Here is a 21,798-nt window from a genome sequence, read left to right on the forward strand (position 1 = left end):
ACCTGTACGCGATCAGGCGGACAGGCTCGCGCGACCCTTGCTGCGGCGAGACGCGAGAATCGCGCGGCCGGCACGGGTACGCATGCGCAGACGGAAACCGTGGGTCTTCGCCCGGCGACGGTTGTTCGGCTGGAAGGTGCGCTTGCTCACTCGGGGGCTCCAGATGAAGATTCGTAGGTGGCGGGATATCGCCTGGCTGTCACCGTGCGCCCACGAGAAGCTCGCGTTTCGCCCGAGTGCACCGCTTCACAACCACGGAAAGTGGTCTTTGCCCATCGGAGGCAGGCGGCAGCAGCCATCGACAACTCGACCTGGTTACGGTACGCGCGGCTACGCCATCCGGTCAAACCAGCCTTCGGCCGCCCCCCGCTCACCCCGCCGCACAGGGCCCTCTGTGCACAGCCTGTGGACAACAACTTGAACCACCCGGGTCGCGCTGACTACCTTGGCTGAACTCCGAATCTTTCCTTTCTGTCCTTGACTGTCCTTCCCCCACCACCCGGACCACCCCTTCGGCAGCGTGCGGGACCTTCGAGAGAGCGTGGCTCGTGGCTGACGTACCTGCCGATCTTGCCGCAGTGTGGCCACGAGTGCTGGAACAGCTCCTCGCCGAGGGCCAGCAGGGCATCGAGCCCAAGGACAAGCAGTGGGTCGAGCGCTGCCAGCCACTGGCGCTGGTCGCCGACACCGCACTGCTTGCCGTCCCCAACGAGTGGGGCAAGCGGGTGCTCGAAGGCCGGCTGGCGCCGCTGATCAGCGAGACGCTCAGCCGGGAGTGCGGCCGTCCGATCCGGATCGCGATCACGGTCGACGATTCGGCGGCCGAGCCCGCGGCCCCGCACCAGCCGCCCCCGCCCGCCGGGCCGCTCTACGACGAACCCGGCGAGCCGGGCCCCGAGCGCTACCGCCAGAGCGATCCCTACGGGGGTTACGGCCACCGTCCCGCCGAGGACGGGCTGCCGGAGATCCGCCCCGCCTACCCCGAGTACCAGCAGCAGCGCCCCGAGCCTGGCGCCTGGCCGCGTACCCCGGAGGACCTGTCGTGGCAGCAGCCGCGCCTCGGCGGGTTCCAGGACCGGGATCCGTACGCCACGCCGGGCCGGCACCGGATGCCGCACGAATACCGCGGCCCGCAGCAGTCCGAGCGCCCGGCCTACGAGCAGCAGCGCCAGGACCGGCGGGATGCCGAGCCCCCGCAGCAGCCGCACCGGACCGGGCCGGCAGGTCTCCAGGGACCGGGGCGGCCGTCGGGCGGCGATGCTCTCGGCGGGCCGGGCGGGTCGGGGGCGTCGTCGCCCTCACCCGGCGGGCCCGGGGAGCCGCACGCCCGGCTGAACCCCAAGTACCTCTTCGACACCTTCGTCATCGGCGCTTCCAACCGGTTCGCCCACGCGGCCGCCGTCGCGGTGGCGGAGGCCCCCGCCAAGGCGTACAACCCCCTTTTCATCTACGGGGAGTCCGGCCTCGGCAAGACCCATCTGCTGCACGCCATCGGGCACTACGCGCGCAGCCTCTACCCCGGCACGCGGGTGCGGTACGTGAGCTCCGAGGAGTTCACCAACGAGTTCATCAACTCCATCCGCGACGGCAAGGGCGACACCTTCCGCAAGCGCTACCGCGATGTGGACATCCTGCTCGTCGACGACATCCAGTTCCTGGCGAGCAAGGAGTCGACGCAGGAGGAGTTCTTCCACACCTTCAACACGCTCCACAACGCCAACAAGCAGATCGTGCTCTCCTCCGACCGGCCGCCCAAGCAGCTGATGACCCTGGAGGACCGGCTGCGGAACCGTTTCGAGTGGGGTCTGACGACCGATGTCCAGCCGCCCGAGCTGGAGACCCGGATCGCGATCCTGCGGAAGAAGGCGGTCCAGGAGCAGCTGAACGCGCCGCCGGAGGTGCTGGAGTTCATCGCCTCGCGGATCTCCCGCAACATCCGCGAGCTGGAGGGCGCGCTGATCCGCGTCACCGCCTTCGCATCGCTGAACCGGCAGCCGGTCGACCTCGGGCTGACCGAGATCGTGCTGAAGGACCTCATCCCCGGCGGCGAGGACTCGGCGCCCGAGATCACGGCGGGCGCGATCATGGCGGCGACCGCGGACTACTTCGGGCTGACGGTGGAGGACCTCTGCGGCTCCTCCCGCAGCCGGGTGCTGGTCACGGCCCGGCAGATCGCCATGTACCTCTGCCGGGAGCTGACCGATCTGTCGCTGCCGAAGATCGGTGCGCAGTTCGGCGGCCGGGACCATACGACGGTGATGCACGCGGACCGCAAGATCCGTGCGCTGATGGCGGAGCGCCGCTCCATCTACAACCAGGTCACCGAGCTGACCAACCGCATCAAGAACGGCTGAGCGCGGCCGTCGGGCGGGATCCGCGGCCCTTTCGCGGCAGGAGACGAAGCGCCCCGGGACTCCGGTCCCGGGGCGCTTTTCCATGGGTGTACGGGGCTTACCGGGGCCTCCCCGGGACCTTCCCGAAGGCTTCCCGGGGCCGTCGGCCGGGCCGGCGGAGGCGGCCGACGGGGAACGGTGGGCCGACGACGACACGGCCGGTGTTCGATTACGGGCCCGGTCCGCGCGGTTCTCCACAGAACACGGGAGAATTCACCGTCCACACCCTGGGGACCGGGGAGTTGTCCCTACGGTGTCCACAGGCGGACCGAACCTCTGATGATCACAGCAGGTCAGTGGGTTGGGGATTTGTGGCCAACCGTGATCCACAGCCTGTGGACAAAGAATCCGTCCACAGGGGGCGGGAGGGGTTGTCCACCGGCCGCCCACAGGCACGGGCAGGTTGCCCACAGCTTGTCCACACCGCTGTCCACTGTTCGGCAACACAACACCCCCTCTCACCGGGTCGAGTGAAAGCCGTCACACCAGGGGGGCGGATTGGGCTGTGGGGAACCTGGGTAAAGCTGGGGACAGGACTGGGGAGAACTCCCCCTGGGCTGTGCATGGCCTGTGCAGAACTTTCCGGTGTCCACAGAGACCCCTGGTTATCCACTGCCTCCACCCACAGGCACGGTGGACAAAAAACCGCTGCTGACCTGCGAAAACAGGGTTATCCACGGTTTCCACAGGCCCTACTACTACTCCCACTCAGAGTTACCGGGAAATTCGCTTCGAAGTGGGTCCTGTGCACAACTCGACCCGACGGCCCGGCCCGCCCTTCGTCACGACTTGACCCCGAGGCGCACCCGCTGTCAGCGCCGTACGTCAGACTGGTCCCCGGCGACACAGCCGACGACAAGAGCCAGCAAGGGCGAGACGGCGACAGCAGCAGGAGGCGGTTCCGGTGAAGATCCGGGTTGAGCGCGATGTACTCGCGGAGGCGGTGGCCTGGGTGGCCCGGAGCCTCCCGGCCCGTCCCCCGGCGCCCGTGCTCGCGGGTCTGCTGCTGAAGGCCGAGGACGGCGCGCTGAGCTTCTCCAGCTTCGACTACGAGGTCTCGGCGCGGGTCTCGGTCGAGGCCGAGGTCGAGGACGACGGCACGGTCCTGGTCTCCGGCCGGCTGCTGGCCGACATCTGCCGCGCCCTGCCCAACCGCCCGGTGGAGATCTCCACGGACGGTGTACGGGCCACCGTGGTCTGCGGCTCCTCCCGCTTCACCCTCCACACCCTGCCGGTGGAGGAGTACCCCGCGCTGCCGCAGATGCCGACCGCGACCGGGACCGTCCCCGGTGAGGTCTTCGCCGCTGCCGCCGCCCAGGTCGCCATCGCCGCGGGCCGCGACGACACCCTCCCCGTCCTCACCGGCGTCCGGATCGAGATCGAGGGCGACACGGTCACCCTCGCCTCCACCGACCGCTACCGCTTCGCGGTCCGCGAGTTCCTCTGGAAGCCCGAGGACTCCGGCGCCTCCGCGGTCGCCCTGGTGCCCGCAAAGACCCTGCTGGACACCGCCAAGGCACTGACCAGCGGCGACACCGTCACTCTGGCCCTGTCCGGCAGCGGTGCCGGTGAAGGGCTGATCGGTTTCGAAGGCGCCGGGCGGCGGACCACGACCCGTCTCCTCGAAGGCGATCTGCCGAAGTACCGCACGCTCTTCCCGACCGAGTTCAACTCGGTGGCCGTGATCGAGACCGCGCCCTTCGTGGAGGCCGTCAAGCGCGTCGCCCTGGTCGCCGAGCGGAACACCCCGGTCCGGCTGACCTTCGAGCAGGGTGTGCTGATCCTGGAAGCGGGCTCCAGCGACGATGCACAGGCTGTGGAGCGCGTCGACGCCCAGCTCGACGGCGACGACATCTCCATCGCCTTCAACCCGACGTTCCTGCTCGACGGGCTGAGCGCGATCGACTCCCCGGTCGCCCAGCTGTCCTTCACCACGTCGACGAAGCCCGCGCTGCTCAACGGCAAGCCGGCCGTCGACGTCGACGCCGACGAGGCGTACAAGTACCTGATCATGCCGGTGCGGCTCTCCGGCTGACCTCAGGACCTCGGTAAGCCCCAGATCAGAGGTGTGACGACCGTGCCGCTTCGGCGGGTTCACCGGTTCCCCGGTGGACCCGCCGGGCCGCGGAGGTCCCCCCGGCGTAGGCTCGACCCAGGTCAGGTACGGAAAACGTCGGACTATGTGTAAGGACAGTGAGATGCAGCTCGGCCTCGTCGGCCTCGGGAAAATGGGCGGCAACATGCGCGAGCGCATCCGCCGCGCGGGCCACACCGTCGTCGGATACGACCGGAACCCCGATCTCGCCGATGTCCACAGCCTCGCGGAGCTTGTGGAGAAGCTTCCGGCACCCCGCGTGGTCTGGGTGATGGTCCCGGCCGGTGCCGCGACCCAGTCCACCGTCGACGAGCTGGCCGAGCTGCTCTCCCCCGGCGACATCGTCGTCGACGGCGGCAACTCCCGCTGGACCGACGACCAGAAGCACGCGGTCGAACTCGGCATCAAGGGCATCGGCTTCGTCGACTGCGGCGTCTCCGGCGGCGTCTGGGGCCTGGAGAACGGCTACGCGCTGATGTACGGCGGCGACGCTGAGAACGTCGCCAAGGTCCAGCCGATCTTCGACGCGCTCAAGCCCGAGGGCGACTTCGGCTCCGTCCACGCGGGCAAGGTCGGCGCCGGCCACTTCGCCAAGATGGTCCACAACGGCATCGAGTACGCCATGATGCAGGCCTACGCCGAGGGCTGGGAGCTGCTGGAGAAGGCCGACGCCGTCACCGATGTGCGCGAGGTCTTCCGCTCCTGGCAGGAGGGGACGGTCATCCGCTCCTGGCTGCTCGACCTGGCGGTCAACGCCCTCGACGACGACGAGCACCTCGACAAGCTGCGCGGCTACGCGGAGGACAGCGGCGAGGGCCGGTGGACGGTCGAGGCCGCCATCGACCACGCCGTACCGCTCCCGGCGATCACCGCGTCCCTGTTCGCGCGCTTCGCCTCCCGTCAGGACGACTCCCCGCAGATGAAGATGATCGCCGCGCTGCGCAACCAGTTCGGCGGCCACGCGGTGGAGACCAAGAAGTAACGGCCTTCGGCCGGGAAGCAAGACGGCTTCGGCCGGGGAGGTCGGCGTACATCCATGCACGTCACGCATCTGTCGTTGGCCGACTTCCGCTCGTACGCCCGGGTCGAGGTTCCGCTCGACCCGGGCGTCACCGCGTTCGTGGGGGCGAACGGACAGGGCAAGACCAATCTGGTCGAGGCGGTCGGCTATCTCGCCACTCTCGCCAGCCACCGGGTCTCCTCCGATGCCCCGCTGGTCCGCTCCGGGGCCGAACGTGCCGTCATCCGCGCGGCCGTCACCGAGGGCGAACGCTCCCAGCTGGTCGAGCTGGAGCTGAATCCCGGCCGGGCCAACCGCGCCAGGATCAACCGGTCCTCGCAGGTCAGACCCCGTGATGTGCTCGGGATAGTACGGACCGTGCTCTTCGCGCCCGAGGATCTCGCCCTGGTCAAGGGGGACCCGGGGGACCGCCGGCGCTTTCTCGACGAACTGATCACCGCGCGTTCGCCCCGGATGGCGGGCGTCCGCTCCGACTACGAGCGGGTCCTCAAACAGCGCAACACCCTGCTGAAGTCGGCGGCGCTGGCCCGGCGGCACGGCGGCCGCGGCGCCGATCTGTCCACCCTCGACGTCTGGGACCAGCATCTGGCCCGGGCGGGCGCCGAGCTGCTCGCCCGGCGCGGTGAGCTGATCGCCGCCCTGCAGCCGCTGACGGACAAGGCGTACGAATCGCTGGCACCGGGCGGCGGCCCGGTCACCCTGGAGTACCGTTCCTCCGCCGCGGCCGCGACCGTGTCCGATGACGAGCCCGGTAACGAGCCGGGCACCGACCCGCTGCCGCACGGCCGCGAGGAGCTGTACGCCCTGCTGATGACGGCCCTGGGCGCATCCCGCAAGCAGGAGATCGAACGCGGTGTGACGCTGGTCGGCCCGCACCGCGACGATCTGGTGCTCCGGCTCGGCCGGCTGCCCGCGAAGGGGTACGCCAGCCACGGCGAGTCCTGGTCGTACGCGCTGGCGCTCCGCCTGGCCTCCTACGATCTGCTGCGCGCCGAGGGCAACGAGCCCGTTCTGGTCCTCGACGACGTCTTTGCGGAGCTGGACGCGCGGCGGCGGGAACGGCTTGCGGAGCTGGTGGCTCCGGGCGAGCAGGTACTGGTGACCGCGGCGGTCGCCGAAGACGTACCCGGTGTGCTCACCGGGGCGCGGTACACGGTCGCGGAGGGCGAGGTGACCCGGCTGTGAGCGAAGGCACACCGTTTCCGATGCCGGGCGCGGGCGGCCCGGGGCTGCCCGGAGGACCGGCCTCCGGTTTCCCGGGGCTGCCGGGCGCGCCCGAGGGGGCCCGGGTCCCGGAGGCGTCCGGGGTGGACCTGGCCCGGGTCGCGCTGCGCGCCGCCAAGGAGCAGGCGCGGGCCCGCGGGGCCGCCGCCCAGGAGCGGCGGCAGGCCCGCCGGGGCGGAGGGCTGCGCTCCGGCGCCCGTGCGGACGGCCGCGATCCGCTGCCGCTGGGCGCCGCGATCAACAGGCTGATCACCGAGCGCGGCTGGGAGACGCCCGCCGCGGTGGGCGGGGTGATGGGCCGCTGGCCGCAGATCGTGGGCGAGGGGCTGGCCAATCACTGCGTACCGCAGCGCTACGACGAGGACGAGCGGGTCCTGACGGTCCAGTGCGACTCCACGGCGTGGGCGACCCAGCTGCGACTGCTCGCGCCCCGGCTGGTGGCCCGGCTCAACGAGGACCTCGGCCAGGGCACGGTCAAGCTGATCAAGGTGCTGGGCCCGGGGGCGCCGCGCCGCGGGTTCGGCCCGCTGCGGGCGCCCGGGAGCACCGGCCCCGGCGACACGTACGGCTGATTCCCCGCGGCGGGCTCCCGCCCGGCCGTACCCGTACGGCTTCGTACGGCTCCATACATCCGATACGGCTCCGCACTCCCCGCGCAGCCGCGGTCGCGCCCGCCCGCCGCCGGGCCGCCGGGCGGTCCCGCGGTGCCGGAGCATCCCTCCGTACTCCCTGTGAGCACCTCGCGCGGGGACGTACGCGCGGTCGCCACCGAGGCGGAGTGCGGCATTCCGGGGTGTCTCGCCGGGCCTTCCCTCACCGTGACGAGCGGTTGACAGGCCGAAGCGCTCAAAGCCCGCGTGAGCCTCTTGGAGCCCCTGCCCGAATATGGGGAGTCGGACAGGTCGGTCCGAGGGCGGCACATGAGGACTCAGCTACCGGCAAACCCCCATTCGTGTCGGCGGTACCGGTAGACTGGTGGACAATCCCGCCACCTTGCGGAACATGTCGAACGACGCAGCCGTCCCCGCCTGCCCGGAGAACGGCTTGTGCTGTGCCAGAAAGGGCGCTTCGTGGCCGATTCCGGCAACCCCAACGAGATCAACCCGTCCACTCCCGCCGACGGAGGCGGCGAGGTCACCGCCTCGTACGACGCCAGCGCGATCACCGTCCTGGAGGGCTTGGACGCGGTCCGCAAGCGGCCCGGCATGTACATCGGCTCGACCGGTGAGCGTGGGCTTCATCACCTGGTGTACGAGGTCGTCGACAACTCCGTCGACGAGGCGCTCGCCGGGCACGCGGACACCATCGACGTGACTATCCTCGCCGACGGCGGGGTCCGGGTCGTGGACAACGGCCGCGGTATCCCGGTGGGGATCGTGCCCTCGGAGAACAAGCCCGCGGTCGAGGTCGTGCTGACCGTGCTGCACGCGGGCGGCAAGTTCGGCGGCGGCGGCTACGCCGTCTCCGGCGGTCTGCACGGTGTTGGCGTCTCGGTCGTCAACGCGCTCTCCACCAAGGTCGCCGTCGAGGTCAAGACCGACGGCCACCGCTGGACCCAGGACTACAAGCTCGGCGTCCCCACCGCGCCCCTCGCCCAGAACGAGGCGACGGAGGAGACCGGCACGTCGGTGACCTTCTGGGCCGACGGCGACATCTTCGAGACCACCGAGTACTCCTTCGAGACGCTCTCCCGGCGCTTCCAGGAGATGGCCTTCCTGAACAAGGGCCTGACCCTGACGCTGACCGACGAGCGGGAGTCCGCGCGCGCCACCGCCGGCGCCGACTCGGCCGAGGAGCAGGACTCCGACCAGGCGCGCACGGTCACGTACTACTACGAAGGCGGCATCGTCGACTTCGTCAAGTACCTGAACTCGCGCAAGGGCGAGCTGATCCACCCCACGGTGATCGACATCGAGGCCGAGGACAAGGAGCGCATGCTCTCGGTCGAGATCGCGATGCAGTGGAACTCTCAGTACACCGAGGGCGTTTACTCCTTTGCGAACACCATCCACACGCATGAGGGGGGTACGCATGAGGAGGGTTTCCGCGCCGCGCTCACGGGGCTGGTCAACCGGTACGCCCGGGACAAGAAGCTGCTCCGCGAGAAGGACGACAACCTCTCCGGTGAGGATATCCGCGAGGGTCTGACGGCGATCATCTCGGTCAAGCTGGGCGAGCCGCAGTTCGAGGGCCAGACCAAGACCAAGCTGGGCAACACCGAGGCGAAGACCTTCGTCCAGAAGGTGGTGCACGAGCACCTCACCGACTGGTTCGACCGCAACCCCAACGAGGCCGCGGACATCGTCCGCAAGGCCATCCAGGCGCAGACGGCACGGGTCGCCGCCCGTAAGGCCCGTGATCTGACCCGCCGCAAGGGGCTGCTGGAGTCGGCTTCCCTCCCCGGAAAGCTCAGCGACTGTCAGTCGAACGACCCGACGAAGTGCGAGATCTTCATCGTCGAGGGTGACTCCGCCGGTGGTTCGGCGAAGTCCGGCCGCAACCCGATGTACCAGGCGATCCTGCCCATCCGCGGCAAGATCCTGAACGTCGAGAAGGCCCGGATCGACAAGATCCTCCAGAACACCGAGGTGCAGGCGCTGATCTCGGCCTTCGGTACCGGAGTCCACGAGGACTTCGACATCGAGAAGCTCCGCTATCACAAGATCATCCTGATGGCGGACGCCGACGTCGACGGCCAGCACATCAACACGCTGCTGCTGACCTTCCTCTTCCGCTTTATGCGTCCGCTGGTCGAGGCCGGTCATGTGTTCCTCTCCCGCCCGCCGCTCTACAAGATCAAGTGGGGTCGGGACGACTTCGAGTACGCGTACTCGGACCGCGAGCGCGACGCCCTGGTCGAGCTGGGCAAGCAGCAGGGCAAGCGGATCAGGGAGGACTCGATCCAGCGCTTCAAGGGTCTGGGCGAGATGAACGCCGAGGAGCTGCGCGTCACCACGATGGACGTGGAGCACCGGGTGCTCGGCCAGGTGACGCTGGACGACGCCGCCCAGGCCGACGACCTCTTCTCCGTACTGATGGGTGAGGACGTCGAGGCCCGCCGCTCGTTCATCCAGCGCAATGCCAAGGACGTTCGCTTCCTCGACATCTGAGTCGGTCCCAGCCGTCCGAGCTGACCGTACGAAAGGACAGAAGACCGGCTATGGCCGACGAGAACAATCCCGCCACCACCGAGGAGCCCGCGGGCACCGCCGCTGCCGCGGAGGAGCCGCAGATGCGGATCGAGCCCGTCGGGCTCGAAACGGAGATGCAGCGGTCGTACCTCGACTACGCGATGTCCGTGATCGTCTCGCGTGCGCTGCCCGACGTCCGGGACGGGCTCAAGCCCGTCCACCGCCGGGTGCTCTACGCGATGTACGACGGCGGCTACCGGCCCGAGAAGGGCTTCTACAAGTGCGCCCGCGTGGTCGGCGACGTCATGGGTACGTACCACCCCCACGGCGACTCCTCCATCTACGACGCCCTGGTCCGGCTGGCCCAGCCCTGGTCGATGCGGATGCCGCTGGTCGACTCCAACGGCAACTTCGGTTCCCCGGGCAACGACCCGGCCGCCGCCATGCGGTACACCGAGTGCAAGATGATGCCGCTGTCCATGGAGATGCTCCGGGACATCGACGAGGAGACCGTCGACTTCCAGGACAACTACGACGGCCGCAACCAGGAGCCGACGGTCCTTCCGGCGCGCTTCCCGAACCTGCTGGTCAACGGCTCCGCGGGGATCGCGGTCGGCATGGCGACCAATATCCCGCCGCACAATCTGCGCGAGGTCGCGGCCGGTGCCCAGTGGGCGCTGGAGCACCCCGAGGCCACGCACGAGGAGCTTCTCGACGCGCTGATCGAGCGGATCAAGGGCCCCGACTTCCCGACCGGTGCGCTGGTCGTGGGCCGCAAGGGCATCGAGGAGGCGTACCGTACCGGCCGCGGCTCCATCACGATGCGCGCGGTCGTCGAGGTCGAGGAGATCCAGAACCGCCAGTGCCTGGTGGTCACGGAGCTGCCGTACCAGGTCAACCCGGACAACCTCGCGCAGAAGATTGCCGACCTGGTCAAGGACGGCAGGGTCGGCGGGATCGCCGACGTCCGCGACGAGACCTCGTCCCGGACCGGCCAGCGTCTGGTGATCGTCCTCAAGCGGGACGCGGTCGCCAAGGTCGTCCTCAACAACCTCTACAAGCACACCGACCTCCAGACCAACTTCGGCGCGAACATGCTGGCGCTGGTCGACGGTGTGCCGCGGACGCTCTCCCTGGACGCGTTTATCCGCCACTGGGTGACCCACCAGATCGAGGTCATCGTCCGGCGGACCCGCTTCCGGCTGCGCAAGGCGGAGGAGCGGGCCCACATCCTGCGCGGTCTGCTCAAGGCGCTGGACGCGATCGACGAGGTCATCGCGCTGATCCGGCGCAGCGACACCGTCGAGATCGCGCGCGGCGGCCTGATGGACCTGCTGGCGATCGACGAGCTCCAGGCCAACGCGATCCTGGAGATGCAGCTGCGCCGGCTGGCGGCCCTGGAGCGGCAGAAGATCGTCCAGGAGCACGACGAGCTCCAGGCCAAGATCAACGAGTACAACGCGATCCTGGCCTCCCCCGCCAAGCAGCGCCAGATCGTCAGCGAAGAGCTGGCCGTCCTGGTCGACAAGTACGGGGACGACCGGCGCTCGCAGCTCGTGCCCTTCGACGGTGACATGTCCATCGAGGACCTGATCGCCGAAGAGGACATCGTCGTCACCATCTCGCGCGGCGGCTATGTGAAGCGCACCAAGACCGACGACTACCGCTCCCAGAAGCGCGGCGGCAAGGGGGTGCGGGGCACCAAGCTGAAGGAGGACGACATCGTCGACCACTTCTTCGTCTCCACCACCCACCACTGGCTGCTCTTCTTCACCAACAAGGGCCGGGTCTACCGGGCCAAGGCCTATGAGCTGCCGGACGCGGGCCGGGACGCCCGTGGCCAGCACGTGGCCAATCTGCTGGCCTTCCAGCCGGACGAGCAGATCGCCGAGATCCTGGCCATCCGGGACTACGAGGCCGCGCCGTACCTGGTGCTCGCCACCAAGGGCGGACTGGTCAAGAAGACCCCGCTGAAGGACTACGACTCGCCGCGCTCCGGCGGTGTCATCGCGATCAACCTCCGGGAGACCGAGGACGGCAGCGACGACGAGCTGATCGGTGCCGAGCTGCTGTCCGCCGAGGACGATCTGCTGCTGATCAGCAAGAAGGCGCAGTCGATCCGGTTCACCGCGACGGACGAGGCGCTGCGGCCGATGGGCCGGGCCACCTCGGGCGTCAAGGGGATGAGTTTCCGCGAGGGCGACGAGCTGCTCTCGATGAATGTCGTCCGGCCGGGTACGTTCGTCTTCACCGCCACCGACGGCGGGTACGCGAAGCGGACCGCGGTCGACGAGTACCGCGTCCAGGGCCGCGGCGGCCTCGGTATCAAGGCCGCCAAGATCGTGGAGGACCGTGGATCGCTCGTGGGCGCGCTGGTGGTCGAGGAAACCGACGAGATTCTCGCCATCACCCTCGGCGGTGGTGTGATTCGTACGCGAGTCAATGAAGTCCGGGAGACCGGGCGTGACACCATGGGTGTCCAGTTGATCAACCTGGGCAAGCGCGATGCCGTCGTCGGGATCGCACGCAACGCCGAGGCCGGTCGGGAGGCCGAGGAAGTCGACGGAACCGAAGTCGGCGCCGACGGAACCGAATCGACCCCGGTGACCTCTGAAGAGGTCAGGGGGATTGGTGTGGCCGGTGCTGGACCGGCCGAGGCGGCCGCCGAGGGCATTGAGTCCTCGGCCGGGGAGCACGAGGAGTAAGCGCGTGAGTGGAGCCACGGGAGCCGGACCGGCTGCTGCCGGAGCTGCGAAAGCCGCGAAGTCGAACGGTCCCCGTGGCTCTGCCACGGACTCCCAGGGGGTTTCGGTGACAGGAGCTGCGGACAGGTCGTCCCCGGTGTTCGACGGAAAGCGCCCGGCGGGGCAGGCCCCTGCGGGCCCGTACCACCCGCCGCAGGCGTACCGGACACCGGAGGACGGCGACGCCCACGCGGGCGTCAGGATGCCGCGTACGGGTGCCCGGACGACCCCGCGGACGCGCAAGGCGCGGCTGCGGGTGGCGAAGGCGGACCCGTGGTCGGTGATGAAGGTGAGCTTCCTGCTCTCCATCGCGCTCGGTATCTGTACGGTCGTCGCTTCGGCGGTGCTGTGGATGGTCATGGACGCGATGGGCGTCTTCTCGACCGTCGGCGGCACCATCAGTGAGGCCACCGGGTCGAACGAGAGCAACGGCTTCGACCTTCAGGCGTTCCTGTCGCTGCCGCGGGTGCTGATCTTCACCTCGGTGATCGCGGTGATCGACGTGGTCCTCGCGACGGCGCTGGCCACGCTGGGCGCGTTCATCTACAACCTCTCCGCGGGCTTTGTGGGCGGCGTCGAGCTGACCCTGGCGGAGGACGAGTAGTCCCCTTTACACATCGCCGTTCCGCTCTCCCGCTGCCGTGCGGGTGGGCGGGACGGCAGCGGTCCGGTGTTCCGGGCCGTCTTCCGGGCACGGGTCCGGGCCGCGATGGTCCGGACCCGTGCCCGGGTCTGTTTCGGGCCGGGTGCCGGGGCCTGTGCCCGCGGCCTGTTCCGGGGCCCTCGCAGGGCCCGGCGGTGGTGCGGTGGGATACGGATTTGGGAGCTGCGCCGCAGGTGCGCTAATCTTCAGAGGTCAGCGCGTAGCGCGGCGGGGCTATAGCTCAGTTGGTTAGAGCGCATCCCTGATAAGGATGAGGCCACAGGTTCAAATCCTGTTAGCCCCACATGATGGAAACCCCTGGGTGATCTCACCCGGGGGTTTTCTGCATTCGGTGCGGCTTCGACCCGTGTGCGGCCGTGTTCGACGCCGGTCCGGACGAGGCTTCGGCGCTGCTTCTCCGTGAGACCGGCCACCCGCGCGGGGCCGCCGCCCCTGAGCCGCCCTTTCCCTGCCCCGGTGGCCGTCGGCCCTGTGGGCCGGAGGTCGGGCGGGCGCCTTGCTCTCATCGGGGGCGGGTCGTAGCCTGGCATCCGGATCTGATGGGTCGTCAGATAAGGAGGGTGCGGCGTGGTCGGCACCGAGCAGGAGCACGGCGGCAGAGACCTACCCCGGGTCATCAGCGTGGACGACCACGTGATCGAACCGGCGCACCTCTTCGAGACCTGGCTTCCGGCCCGGTACCGGGACCGCGGTCCCAAGCCGTTCACCGCGGGCATCGGGGAGCTGGCGTACGTGGGTGGGAAGTACCGGTTCACCACGGATCCGGACGGCCAGCGGACCGATTGGTGGCGGTACGAGGACGAGATCTTCCCGTACAAGCGGATCATCGCCGCCGTCGGCTTCTCGCGCGACGAGATGACCCTCGACGGCATCACCCGCGAGGAGATGCGCCGCGGCTGCTGGGATCCGAAGGCCCGGCTGGCGGATATGGACCTCAACCACGTCGAGGCCTCCCTCTGTTTTCCCACCTTCCCCCGTTTCTGTGGACAGACCTTCGCGGAGGCCCGGGACAAGGAGGTGGCCCTGGCCTGTGTGCGTGCGTACAACGACTGGATGGTGGAGGAGTGGTGCGGTGACAGCGGCGGGCGGCTGATCCCGCTCTGTCTGATCCCGCTGTGGGACGTGGGGCTCGCGGTCGCCGAGATCCGGCGGAATGCGGCGCGCGGGGTGCGGGCGGTGACCTTCTCCGAGATTCCGACTCATCTGGGGTTGCCGTCGATCCACTCCGGGTATTGGGATCCCTTCTTCGCGGCCTGCGAGGAGACCGGGACCGTGGTGAACATGCACATCGGGTCGTCGTCGCAGATGCCGGCCGCCTCTCCGGACGCCCCGCCCGCCGTGCAGGCCGCGCTCAGCTTCAACAACGCGATGGCGTCGATGATGGACTTCCTCTTCAGCGGGGTGCTGGTGCGGTTCCCGGCGCTGAAGCTGGCGTACAGCGAGGGGCAGATGGGGTGGATCCCGTACGCGCTGGAGCGCGCCGACGACGTATGGGAGGAGCACCGGGCCTGGGGCGGGGTGCGGGATCTGATACCCGAGCCGCCGTCCGTGTACTACTACCGGCAGATCTTCTGCTGCTTCTTCCGGGACCGGCACGGGATCGAGGCCATCGAGAGGGTGGGGGTGGACAACGCCACCTTCGAGACGGACTATCCGCATGTGGACTCCACCTGGCCGGATACGAAGCGGGTCGCGGCGGAGCACGTCGGAGGGCTCTCGGACGAGGTGGCGTACAAGCTGCTGCGCGGGAACGCGATCCGGATGCTCGGCCTCCCCCTCGACCGGGACCGTCCCTTCGGCCGGGGCCCGGATCCGGCCCGGGACGGGCCGCGGGGCGCTGCCGCCTGACGGGTCCGGGCGCCTGCTGCCACCTGGCGGAACGGGCCCGGGCGGGGCGATCGAACGGATGGCCGTGAGCGGTACGGGCCGCCGGGGCAAGGGGTACACAGGTCACCGATCGGTATCGGTCGGTGTGTATAGTCGGGCGCCAGAAGTCCTCATACGTCAAGGAAAGACGAGGTCGCGCGGTGAAGAAGCTTCTCCTGGTCGCACTGGCCGCCATCGGCGGGCTCCTCGTGTACCGCCAGATCCAGGCGGACCGCGCCGAGCAGGACCTGTGGACGGAGGCGACCGACTCCGTACCCGCAGGCTCCGGTGTGTGAGACCCAGCGGTCGTAGTCCTCAGACTCGGCAGAGCCCCGGTCGCCGCAAGGTGCGACCGGGGCTCTGTGCTGTCCGGAGGCGGTACGGGTGGGGGCCGGGCGGTGTCGGAAGTGGCTCAGACACTGCCCAGGGCCCAGAAGCCGACGGCGTAGCAGACCAGGGCCAGGACGAGCAGGGGGATCGCGAACCTGAGGGGTGGGAGCGCCCGTTTGCGGCGGCGGGCGGCCCGGCGGATTTCGGCGCGGGAAAGGGGAACCCGCGGGCTCTGGGCGGTGTAGGTACGAGTAGGGGGTGTCCGAGGGGTTCCGTACGGCAGCGGGGTCGTCGGAGCGGTCTGCCCGTGCGGGCGGGGCGGCTCGGACGCCTGGGCCGAAAGGGGGTGTGCGCCGTGGGCGACGGCGGGTGCGGCGGGCGCGAGAGGGAGTCCGGGAGGGGCCGGCGGCGCCTTCGGGGGCGCTTCCGGTGGCGTGTGCGGTACGGGCAGAGGGGAAGCCGGTGCCGCGCCGAGCGGGGTGGCGGGAGTGGTGCCGGGGGTGCTGCCGATCGGGTGCGGCGGTGGGGTCGGCGGCTGGCTGGGTGGTGCCGGGACCATGGCGACGCCGCCGGTGTGCGGTGGCACCGGAGGTACGGGCGGGAGCGCGGGGAGGGCGGAAGAGCTGCTCCCCTGGGTGGGGCCGACGGGCCCGGCGGGGGTCGGAGCGCCGGACGGAATGCCGCTGCTGCCCGTGCCGCGCAGGCCCGGGCCGTGAGGGCCTGTGCCAGTGGTTCCGGCAGGGTGGGAGGCGGAGTCCCCTGCGGGGAAGTCTCCGCTGCCGCCCGTTCGGTCGAAGGCTCCGGACCCGCCGGGGTGGGAAGGGCCGGGGTCCGGTGCGGGGGCCGTGGTGGTGCGGCCGGTTCCGACGGTACGGGGAGGGGGTCCCTCGGGGCCGTCGGGGCCGAAGCCCTCCGGAAGCGGCTCCAGTTGGTCGAAGATCTCCACCGGCTCGTCGTCGGGGCCGGGCTCCGGGAGGGCGTCGATTGCCGCGAGAAGCGCCTTGCGGGCCCCGGCCGCGGACTTGAAGCGGTCCTCCGGATCGGGCTGGAGCAGCCCGGCCAGCACCTGCCACAGGGGTTCCGCGATCCCGAGCGGGGCGCCCGGGGTGCCGTGTTCGACGAAGTGCTCGACCAGGGCGTCCGCGTCGGGTTTCTGGCCCTGGAGGAGATAGAGGCCGACCAGACCGACGGCGAAGAGGTCCGCGGGGAAGTCGGGCTCGGCGCCGGTCATCTGCTCGGGTGCGAAGTAGCCAGGGGTACCGACCACATAGTTGGTCTCGGTCAGCCGTGGTTCGCCCTTGCGCATGGCGATGCCGAAGTCGGAGAGCCGCAGATGGGGGCGGCCCGTGCCGGTGGCCTCCAGCAGGATGTTCGCGGGCTTGATGTCCCGGTGGACCACGCCCTCCGCATGGACCGCGGAGAGACCGGCGAGCAACTGGTCGAGCAGGGCACAGACATAGTGCGGCGGCAGCGGCCCGTAGTCGCCGATCACATGTGCCAGCGAGCCGCCGCCCACCAGGTCCATGGTGAACAGGACCTTGTCGTCGTCCGCCGCCCAGCTGGCGGGGGCCAGCACATGGGGGTGGTCGATCCGCATGGCCTGCTCACGGACGAACCGCAGCAGGGTATGGGCGTCGCTCTGCTGGAGCACCTTGGCCGCGACATACCGCCGGCGCCGGTGGTCCCAGGCACGCCAGACGGCGCCCACACCTCCGTGCCCGATCGGGTCGATCAGCTCGTACCGAGCGGCGAAGACCTCACCCATGGCGCTGTGCCCGCTCCTCGTTCCCTCGTGAGGCGCCTGCCCCGCCTCGCTGCTGCCCCGCGGCCGCTCCCGGGAGCCGCGGGACCCGCCGTATCGCCGCGGGCGGTCAGCTCTGGTGCGACTCGTAGTGGGCGACGGCGTCCGCGGTGCGTCCGGCCCCGTACACCCGGAGGAACTCTGCCAGCTCGGGGTGGGTGGGGGCGAGAGAATCCGCGGCGTCGATGATGTCCCCGGCGGCGGCCACCGACCGCAGCAGTGACTGGATCTCCCGCACCACCCGGCGTACGGTCGGCGCGCCCGAGCTGGTGGTGGTCTGTCCGGTGCCGGTCAGAACGGATCCCCCCTGGGACTTCTTGATCTCTTCCATGCGGTCGGCCGCCTCGACGGCGCTGACGCTGCCGTCCGCGACCTGGCTCGCCAGTTCCTGAAGCGCCTGTACCCGCTGGACCACGGCAGGGTTGCCGATCTTGGCCCGCTGGCCGCTCATCAGCTGGGAGAGCATCGGCGCCGACAGACCGAGCACGGCCGCGAGCCGGGCCTGGTTCAGCCCCAGATCGTCGATGAGCCTGCGGAACAGCGCCCCGAGCGGCTCCCCGTACCAGTTCCGCTGCAGCTCCCTGGCTCTGGCGGTCGTCTCCTGCTGAGCGGCGTCCATGTGCGTCTCCCCATCGCTTCCCCGAGGCGCGCTTCACTGCTGCGAACCACGCCGTGCATCTTACGGAGAGTGGTCGTTCACCGGGAGTCCCAATCCCTTTGCAGGATGACGCCGAATACCCGGTATTCTGGTGCGCGGCGACGGCCCGGATCCCCGATCCGGTACCTCGCTCCCTTACCCGGGGCCTTAGCTCAGTTGGTAGAGCGCTGTCTTTGCATGGCAGATGTCAGGGGTTCGACTCCCCTAGGCTCCACAAGCCGGGAGAGGTCCCTCCGCGATGGTGCGGAGGGGCCTCTCGGCGTTTGCGCGGTGATGGCCCCTGTCGCCCGTGGCGGGGCCGTGTCCACAAGGCCCTGAGGCAGGTCCGCCGTGGAGTCGCCCGGGCAGCCCCGCACCGGATGCCGTTGTCGCGGGGACGCGGCAGGGTGGCGATGAGCAGGGTTTCTACGCCTTCCCGCGCGGACCTGCCGCCGCGCAGACAAGGACTGGTCATGGACGTCATCCGCCGCCCGTGTTCCCCTTCGAACCGTGTCCGGCGGTCTGCCGCCGCTGTGGGGGCCGGTCTGCTGGTCGTGGTTCTCGGTGGGTGCTCGGGCCTCGGGCGTACTTCCGTCGGGATCGTCGCCTACGACACCGAGAAGAAGAAGCACGTCCTGGTGAACAGCCCGCCCGTGAAGGGATGCCATGGGATCGGCGGCGCGGGGGCGGTGGCGCTGACCAACGACACCCTGGTCGATCTGATCGCCTATCCCACGGCCGACTGCTCCGGGAAGGACTCCATCTATGTGGCGACCATGACCTCCGATGTGGTCGCACCCGGAGCGGGGGTCTGGAAGAGCTACAGCTTCGTGCATTGAGCCCGTGCACCAGGGTGCATGAACCGAGAAGGCGGGCCGCCGAGTGTGCCGGGGCTGTTTCACGTGAAACAGCCCCGGTTCGCTTCCCCCGAGCCTTGCCCATAGGCCTGTCAGATGCCGAGGACCGTCAGGTCCAGTGCCGCTAGCCGGTCCGCTCCGGCCAGGGCGTCGATCTCGGCGATCCTTCCGTCCCGGATCGTGAAGGCCATGACGGAGAACGGCGATCCGTCGGGGGCCATGGACACAAAGCCCGCCGCGCCGTTGACGAGCGCCGGACGGGCATCCGCGGCGAGACGGGTGTAGGTGATCGCGTTCCGGGCCACCTGCTCGGCGCCGCGGACGATATCGCCCGGCCGCAGCCCGCCCCAGTCGGACCTGACGACCACATCCGGGTCCAGGACCGCGATCAGCCCCTCGAAGTCGCCCTCGCGGGCCGCCGCGAGGAAGGCGTTCACGACGGCCCGCTGGCGGTGGACGTCGGTTTCCGGAGCCGGGGTGCCCTGGACACGCCGCCGGGCCCTGCTGGCGAGCTGTCGCGTCGCCGCGGGGGTGCGGTCCACGATCGGCGCGATCTCGTCGAAGGGCACGGCGAAGAGATCGTGCAGGACGAACGCCAGCCGTTCGGCCGGTGCCAGGGTCTCCAGCACCACGAGCAGGGCGAGCCCCACGGAGTCGGCCAGCTCCGCCTCGTGCTCCGGATCCCGGCCCTCCGGCTTGTCGATCACCGGATCGGGCAACCGGACAACGTCCAGCGAGTCCTCCTGCCGCCGGGCGCGGGAGCTGAGCATGTTCAGACAGACTCGGCTGACGATGGTGGTCAGCCAGCCGCCCAGATTCTCCACATCGTCGGTGCCCGCCCGGCTCACCCGCAGCCAGGCCTCCTGGACCGCGTCCTCCGCCTCGCCGGTGGAGCCCAGCATGCGGTAGGCGACCGCGCGCAGACGCCCCCGGTGCTCCTCGAAGCGCTCCGCCAGCAGGTCGTTCTCGTTCATCCGTCCTCTTCCTCCGTAGCCGTGTCCCAGAGGTCTGACCACCCGGAGGCGGCCGATGTGACACGTCCGGGGAATTTTCCCGGGGCGGCCGGGGCCGATCGGATGATCCGGGAAACGGCCGGTACGACGGGGTGACGATCGGACGGGTCGCCGGGCCGGATCGTGCGCAACGTAAGGTCCCCGCTCCGGTCCCGCCACCCGGGATGGACCGTTCGGGTGGTGTTCATCGGAAGAACCGCTTAGCAACGGCGTCGGTCCTTCGCAACTCGGGATCCGTACACATCATGAGAAAGGTATGCAGATCACCCAACCGGAAAGTGAGAGGTCATGACCGCCCAGAAGGTCAGAGAGATGTGGAACGCGGTCCTTGCCGCGCTCGTCGCGCTGCTGGCGGCGCTCGGCTTCGCCGCACCCGCCGCGGCTCGGATCCAGCCCGCCGGCGCTCCGGCCGAGCCGGTGCTCCCGACGCTCGGCGCGGACTCGCCCGCCGGGGCCACCGCCGCGGCAGAAGGGGGTGCTCCGGATCAGGCGGATCAGGCGGATCCCGGCCGGCCGGCCGCGGGTCCGGACACCGGGCAGCAGGACCGGACCCGGAGCCTGATCCCGGAACGGGTCAGGGAGCTCGTCCGGGAGCGGGGAGGGGCCGTACGGTCGCTGCTGTCGACGCTGATTCCGTCCCAGACCCAGCGGTGGCACGCCGGGCCGCGCGAGAAGTCGCTCCCGCCGACCATCAAGCAGCGCATCGGCGCCGAGGCCCACGGCTCGTCCCCGTCGGTCCGCAGGATCCCGCTGTTCGACACCGACGCCCCGGACGCCGCTCCGGAGCCGGAGACCGCCGGCCGTGCGTCCGCCGCGGACGGCTCATCGGGCCACGGTGCCGGTGCCGGGACGCGTGACTCCGGCCGGACCGCCGACCGCACCGTTGTTCCGGCGGCCCGTTCGTCCTTCACCACGGCCGCGTGAGACGCCGGTTTTCGCGTACGCGGCACCCCGACGGCTCCGACAGGGCACGGCCGGCACAGCTGTCCCGACCCCGACCGGACCGGCGGCTCCGACCACCGGAACCCGCCGTACGTGAAGAACCCGCCCCGGGCGAAGAAGCCGTCGTACGCGAAGGACACGTCGTATCCGGGGTGAGCGCCGCTTACGGGCAGCGCGGGATCACCGGAGAGCATGCGGCAGCCCCCGGGCACCGGAACTCACCCGGAGGACCGCAGGTGCCGACGGCTCGGGCAGCGCCGAACACCACCGCCGGTACGCGATGCGATCAGGGACGGTCGTCCCGCTCCGCGTCCGCCTCGTCCTGCTTGGCCCGTACCTCGGGATCCAGCGCCTCCGGACTGCCGTCGACGGACGACAGCGGATCGCGGCCCGGGTCCGGAACCTCGGTCGCCTCGGGCGGCTCCACCAGCCAGTCGGGATTCGCCTGCCGGTCCCACCACTTCCACGCCACGACCGCCACGACCGCCACCCCACCGACGATCGCGAGCCCCTTGACGAGCCGGCCGGCCTTCGCCCGCCGCCGGTGTTTGCGCACCAGTCCCTGAATCTCCCCCGCCGTCACCCCGCCGCGCAGTGCGGCCAGTGCGGCATTCGACCTGACAACGGCTTCCTCGCCCACGGGCTGAGCCACGGCCACCGCGTGTTCGATCCGCGGACGGCTGTAATCCGCCGCCTGACGTGCGGCCTTCCGGGCCTCGTACACGGTCCGGTGCGCTGCCGCGTCCACCTTCGGCGGCACATGCGGCGCCACATGCGCGCCGTACTGCAGACGCGCCTGAGCGGCGGTCCGCCGCGCTGTCTCCGAGACGCGGGGCGCGATGCGCGCGCGGGCTTCCTGCGCGTAGTACACGGCGTGGTCCCGGGCCGTACCGGCATAGGGCGCCACCACCTCCGCCGCGTGGAGCACGCTCTCCTTCGCCGTATCGGTAGCGGTGCGAACGCTGTCCAAGCGGGTCACAGGAACCTCCTCATCGGTGGCTTTACGGGACACATCCGGGTGCACCCCGCTTCCCACCCCAGTTCGGTGCATGTCGTCTGATCGCCTATCCGTCTGTGGGA

At 70.1% G+C, this 21,798-nt stretch carries 17 protein-coding genes and 2 tRNA genes; 14 read left to right on the forward strand and 5 right to left on the reverse strand.

The genetic code is table 11. The features are described from left to right. Positions 1-12: 12 nt before the first annotated feature. Positions 13-150, reverse strand: coding sequence for a 50S ribosomal protein L34 (gene rpmH, locus B7R87_RS15950; protein ID WP_006348049.1), 138 nt, complete (start codon positions 148-150; stop codon positions 13-15). Between the two features lie 398 nt (positions 151-548). Here rpmH and dnaA point away from each other — a divergent pair, with 398 nt between their 5' ends. The 11 genes from dnaA (at position 549) to B7R87_RS33600 (ending at position 15,434) form a co-directional block, all read left to right on the forward strand. Further along, positions 549-2,354 carry a chromosomal replication initiator protein DnaA gene (gene dnaA, locus B7R87_RS15955; RefSeq protein WP_078902247.1) on the forward strand — a complete coding sequence of 602 codons (1,806 nt, stop codon included), beginning with the start codon at positions 549-551 and terminating at the stop codon, positions 2,352-2,354. Between the two features lie 943 nt (positions 2,355-3,297). Continuing rightward, the gene (dnaN, locus tag B7R87_RS15960) at positions 3,298-4,428 is read left to right on the forward strand and encodes a DNA polymerase III subunit beta (protein WP_006348047.1); all 1,131 of its coding nucleotides are present in this window, start codon (positions 3,298-3,300) and stop codon (positions 4,426-4,428) included. Between the two features lie 163 nt (positions 4,429-4,591). Beyond that, the gene (gene gnd / locus B7R87_RS15965; RefSeq protein WP_006348046.1) at positions 4,592-5,470 is read left to right on the forward strand and encodes a phosphogluconate dehydrogenase (NAD(+)-dependent, decarboxylating); all 879 of its coding nucleotides are present in this window, start codon (positions 4,592-4,594) and stop codon (positions 5,468-5,470) included. A 54-nt stretch (positions 5,471-5,524) separates the two neighbouring features. Continuing rightward, positions 5,525-6,694, forward strand: a complete 1,170-nt coding sequence (gene recF / locus B7R87_RS15970) for a DNA replication/repair protein RecF (protein WP_006348045.1) — start codon at positions 5,525-5,527, stop codon at positions 6,692-6,694. 20 nt (positions 6,695-6,714) lie between these two features. Next, positions 6,715-7,305 (forward strand): DUF721 domain-containing protein, encoded by a 591-nt coding sequence (locus B7R87_RS15975; RefSeq protein ID WP_130585024.1) that lies wholly within the window; start codon positions 6,715-6,717, stop codon positions 7,303-7,305. Between the two features lie 474 nt (positions 7,306-7,779). Further along, the gene (gene gyrB, locus B7R87_RS15980; RefSeq protein WP_040915540.1) at positions 7,780-9,843 is read left to right on the forward strand and encodes a DNA topoisomerase (ATP-hydrolyzing) subunit B; all 2,064 of its coding nucleotides are present in this window, start codon (positions 7,780-7,782) and stop codon (positions 9,841-9,843) included. Positions 9,844-9,893: 50 nt separating this feature from the next. Further along, the gene (gene gyrA, locus B7R87_RS15985; protein ID WP_006348042.1) at positions 9,894-12,569 is read left to right on the forward strand and encodes a DNA gyrase subunit A; all 2,676 of its coding nucleotides are present in this window, start codon (positions 9,894-9,896) and stop codon (positions 12,567-12,569) included. A 4-nt stretch (positions 12,570-12,573) separates the two neighbouring features. Further along, entirely contained in the window at positions 12,574-13,212 is a 639-nt protein-coding gene (locus B7R87_RS15990) for a DUF3566 domain-containing protein (protein ID WP_063838396.1), read from the forward strand. A 269-nt stretch (positions 13,213-13,481) separates the two neighbouring features. After that, positions 13,482-13,555 (forward strand) — tRNA-Ile (locus tag B7R87_RS15995). Positions 13,556-13,839: 284 nt separating this feature from the next. Then, complete coding sequence (locus B7R87_RS16000; RefSeq protein WP_006348040.1) at positions 13,840-15,120, forward strand: amidohydrolase family protein; 1,281 nt, start codon at positions 13,840-13,842, stop codon at positions 15,118-15,120. A gap of 179 nt (positions 15,121-15,299) precedes the next feature. Continuing rightward, on the forward strand, positions 15,300-15,434 hold the full coding sequence (locus B7R87_RS33600; RefSeq protein ID WP_003958712.1) for a DLW-39 family protein: 135 nt from the start codon (positions 15,300-15,302) through the stop codon (positions 15,432-15,434). A 116-nt stretch (positions 15,435-15,550) separates the two neighbouring features. Here B7R87_RS33600 and B7R87_RS16010 read toward each other — a convergent pair whose 3' ends face one another. Continuing rightward, positions 15,551-17,233 (reverse strand): serine/threonine-protein kinase, encoded by a 1,683-nt coding sequence (locus B7R87_RS16010; RefSeq protein WP_006348039.1) that lies wholly within the window; start codon positions 17,231-17,233, stop codon positions 15,551-15,553. 106 nt (positions 17,234-17,339) lie between these two features. Next, positions 17,340-17,888, reverse strand: coding sequence for a helix-turn-helix domain-containing protein (locus B7R87_RS16015; protein WP_006348038.1), 549 nt, complete (start codon positions 17,886-17,888; stop codon positions 17,340-17,342). Between the two features lie 180 nt (positions 17,889-18,068). On the opposite strand from B7R87_RS16015, the gene B7R87_RS16020 reads away from it, so the two are divergent. Then, positions 18,069-18,141, forward strand: a tRNA-Ala gene (locus B7R87_RS16020). 238 nt (positions 18,142-18,379) lie between these two features. Beyond that, the gene (locus tag B7R87_RS16025) at positions 18,380-18,745 is read left to right on the forward strand and encodes a hypothetical protein (protein WP_006348037.1); all 366 of its coding nucleotides are present in this window, start codon (positions 18,380-18,382) and stop codon (positions 18,743-18,745) included. 110 nt (positions 18,746-18,855) lie between these two features. Here the strand turns inward: B7R87_RS16025 and B7R87_RS16030 are convergent, their stop codons facing one another. Next, the gene (locus B7R87_RS16030) at positions 18,856-19,737 is read right to left on the reverse strand and encodes a sigma-70 family RNA polymerase sigma factor (protein WP_006348036.1); all 882 of its coding nucleotides are present in this window, start codon (positions 19,735-19,737) and stop codon (positions 18,856-18,858) included. A gap of 327 nt (positions 19,738-20,064) precedes the next feature. Between B7R87_RS16030 and B7R87_RS16035 the strand changes: the two genes are divergently transcribed. Continuing rightward, entirely contained in the window at positions 20,065-20,700 is a 636-nt protein-coding gene (locus B7R87_RS16035; RefSeq protein ID WP_130584988.1) for a DUF6344 domain-containing protein, read from the forward strand. A gap of 304 nt (positions 20,701-21,004) precedes the next feature. Here the strand turns inward: B7R87_RS16035 and B7R87_RS16040 are convergent, their stop codons facing one another. Next, on the reverse strand, positions 21,005-21,697 hold the full coding sequence (locus B7R87_RS16040; RefSeq protein ID WP_040915529.1) for a DUF5324 family protein: 693 nt from the start codon (positions 21,695-21,697) through the stop codon (positions 21,005-21,007). Between the last annotated feature and the right edge of the window lie 101 nt (positions 21,698-21,798).

Source organism: Streptomyces tsukubensis (assembly GCF_003932715.1).
Lineage (GTDB): Bacteria > Actinomycetota > Actinomycetes > Streptomycetales > Streptomycetaceae > Streptomyces > Streptomyces tsukubensis.

What these genes read in the sequence shown, in the direction of transcription:
- B7R87_RS16030 (WP_006348036.1), bottom strand. Translation starts at nt 19,737, where the DNA reads ATGAACGAGAACGACCTGCTGGCGGAGCGCTTCGAGGAGCACCGGGGG.
- recF (WP_006348045.1), top strand. Translation starts at nt 5,525, where the DNA reads ATGCACGTCACGCATCTGTCGTTGGCCGACTTCCGCTCGTACGCCCGG.
- B7R87_RS16035 (WP_130584988.1), top strand. Translation starts at nt 20,065, where the DNA reads ATGACCGCCCAGAAGGTCAGAGAGATGTGGAACGCGGTCCTTGCCGCG.
- B7R87_RS15975 (WP_130585024.1), top strand. Translation starts at nt 6,715, where the DNA reads ATGCCGGGCGCGGGCGGCCCGGGGCTGCCCGGAGGACCGGCCTCCGGT.
- gyrA (WP_006348042.1), top strand. Translation starts at nt 9,894, where the DNA reads ATGGCCGACGAGAACAATCCCGCCACCACCGAGGAGCCCGCGGGCACC.
- B7R87_RS16015 (WP_006348038.1), bottom strand. Translation starts at nt 17,888, where the DNA reads ATGGACGCCGCTCAGCAGGAGACGACCGCCAGAGCCAGGGAGCTGCAG.
- gnd (WP_006348046.1), top strand. Translation starts at nt 4,592, where the DNA reads ATGCAGCTCGGCCTCGTCGGCCTCGGGAAAATGGGCGGCAACATGCGC.
- B7R87_RS16025 (WP_006348037.1), top strand. Translation starts at nt 18,380, where the DNA reads ATGGACGTCATCCGCCGCCCGTGTTCCCCTTCGAACCGTGTCCGGCGG.
- B7R87_RS16010 (WP_006348039.1), bottom strand. Translation starts at nt 17,233, where the DNA reads ATGGGTGAGGTCTTCGCCGCTCGGTACGAGCTGATCGACCCGATCGGG.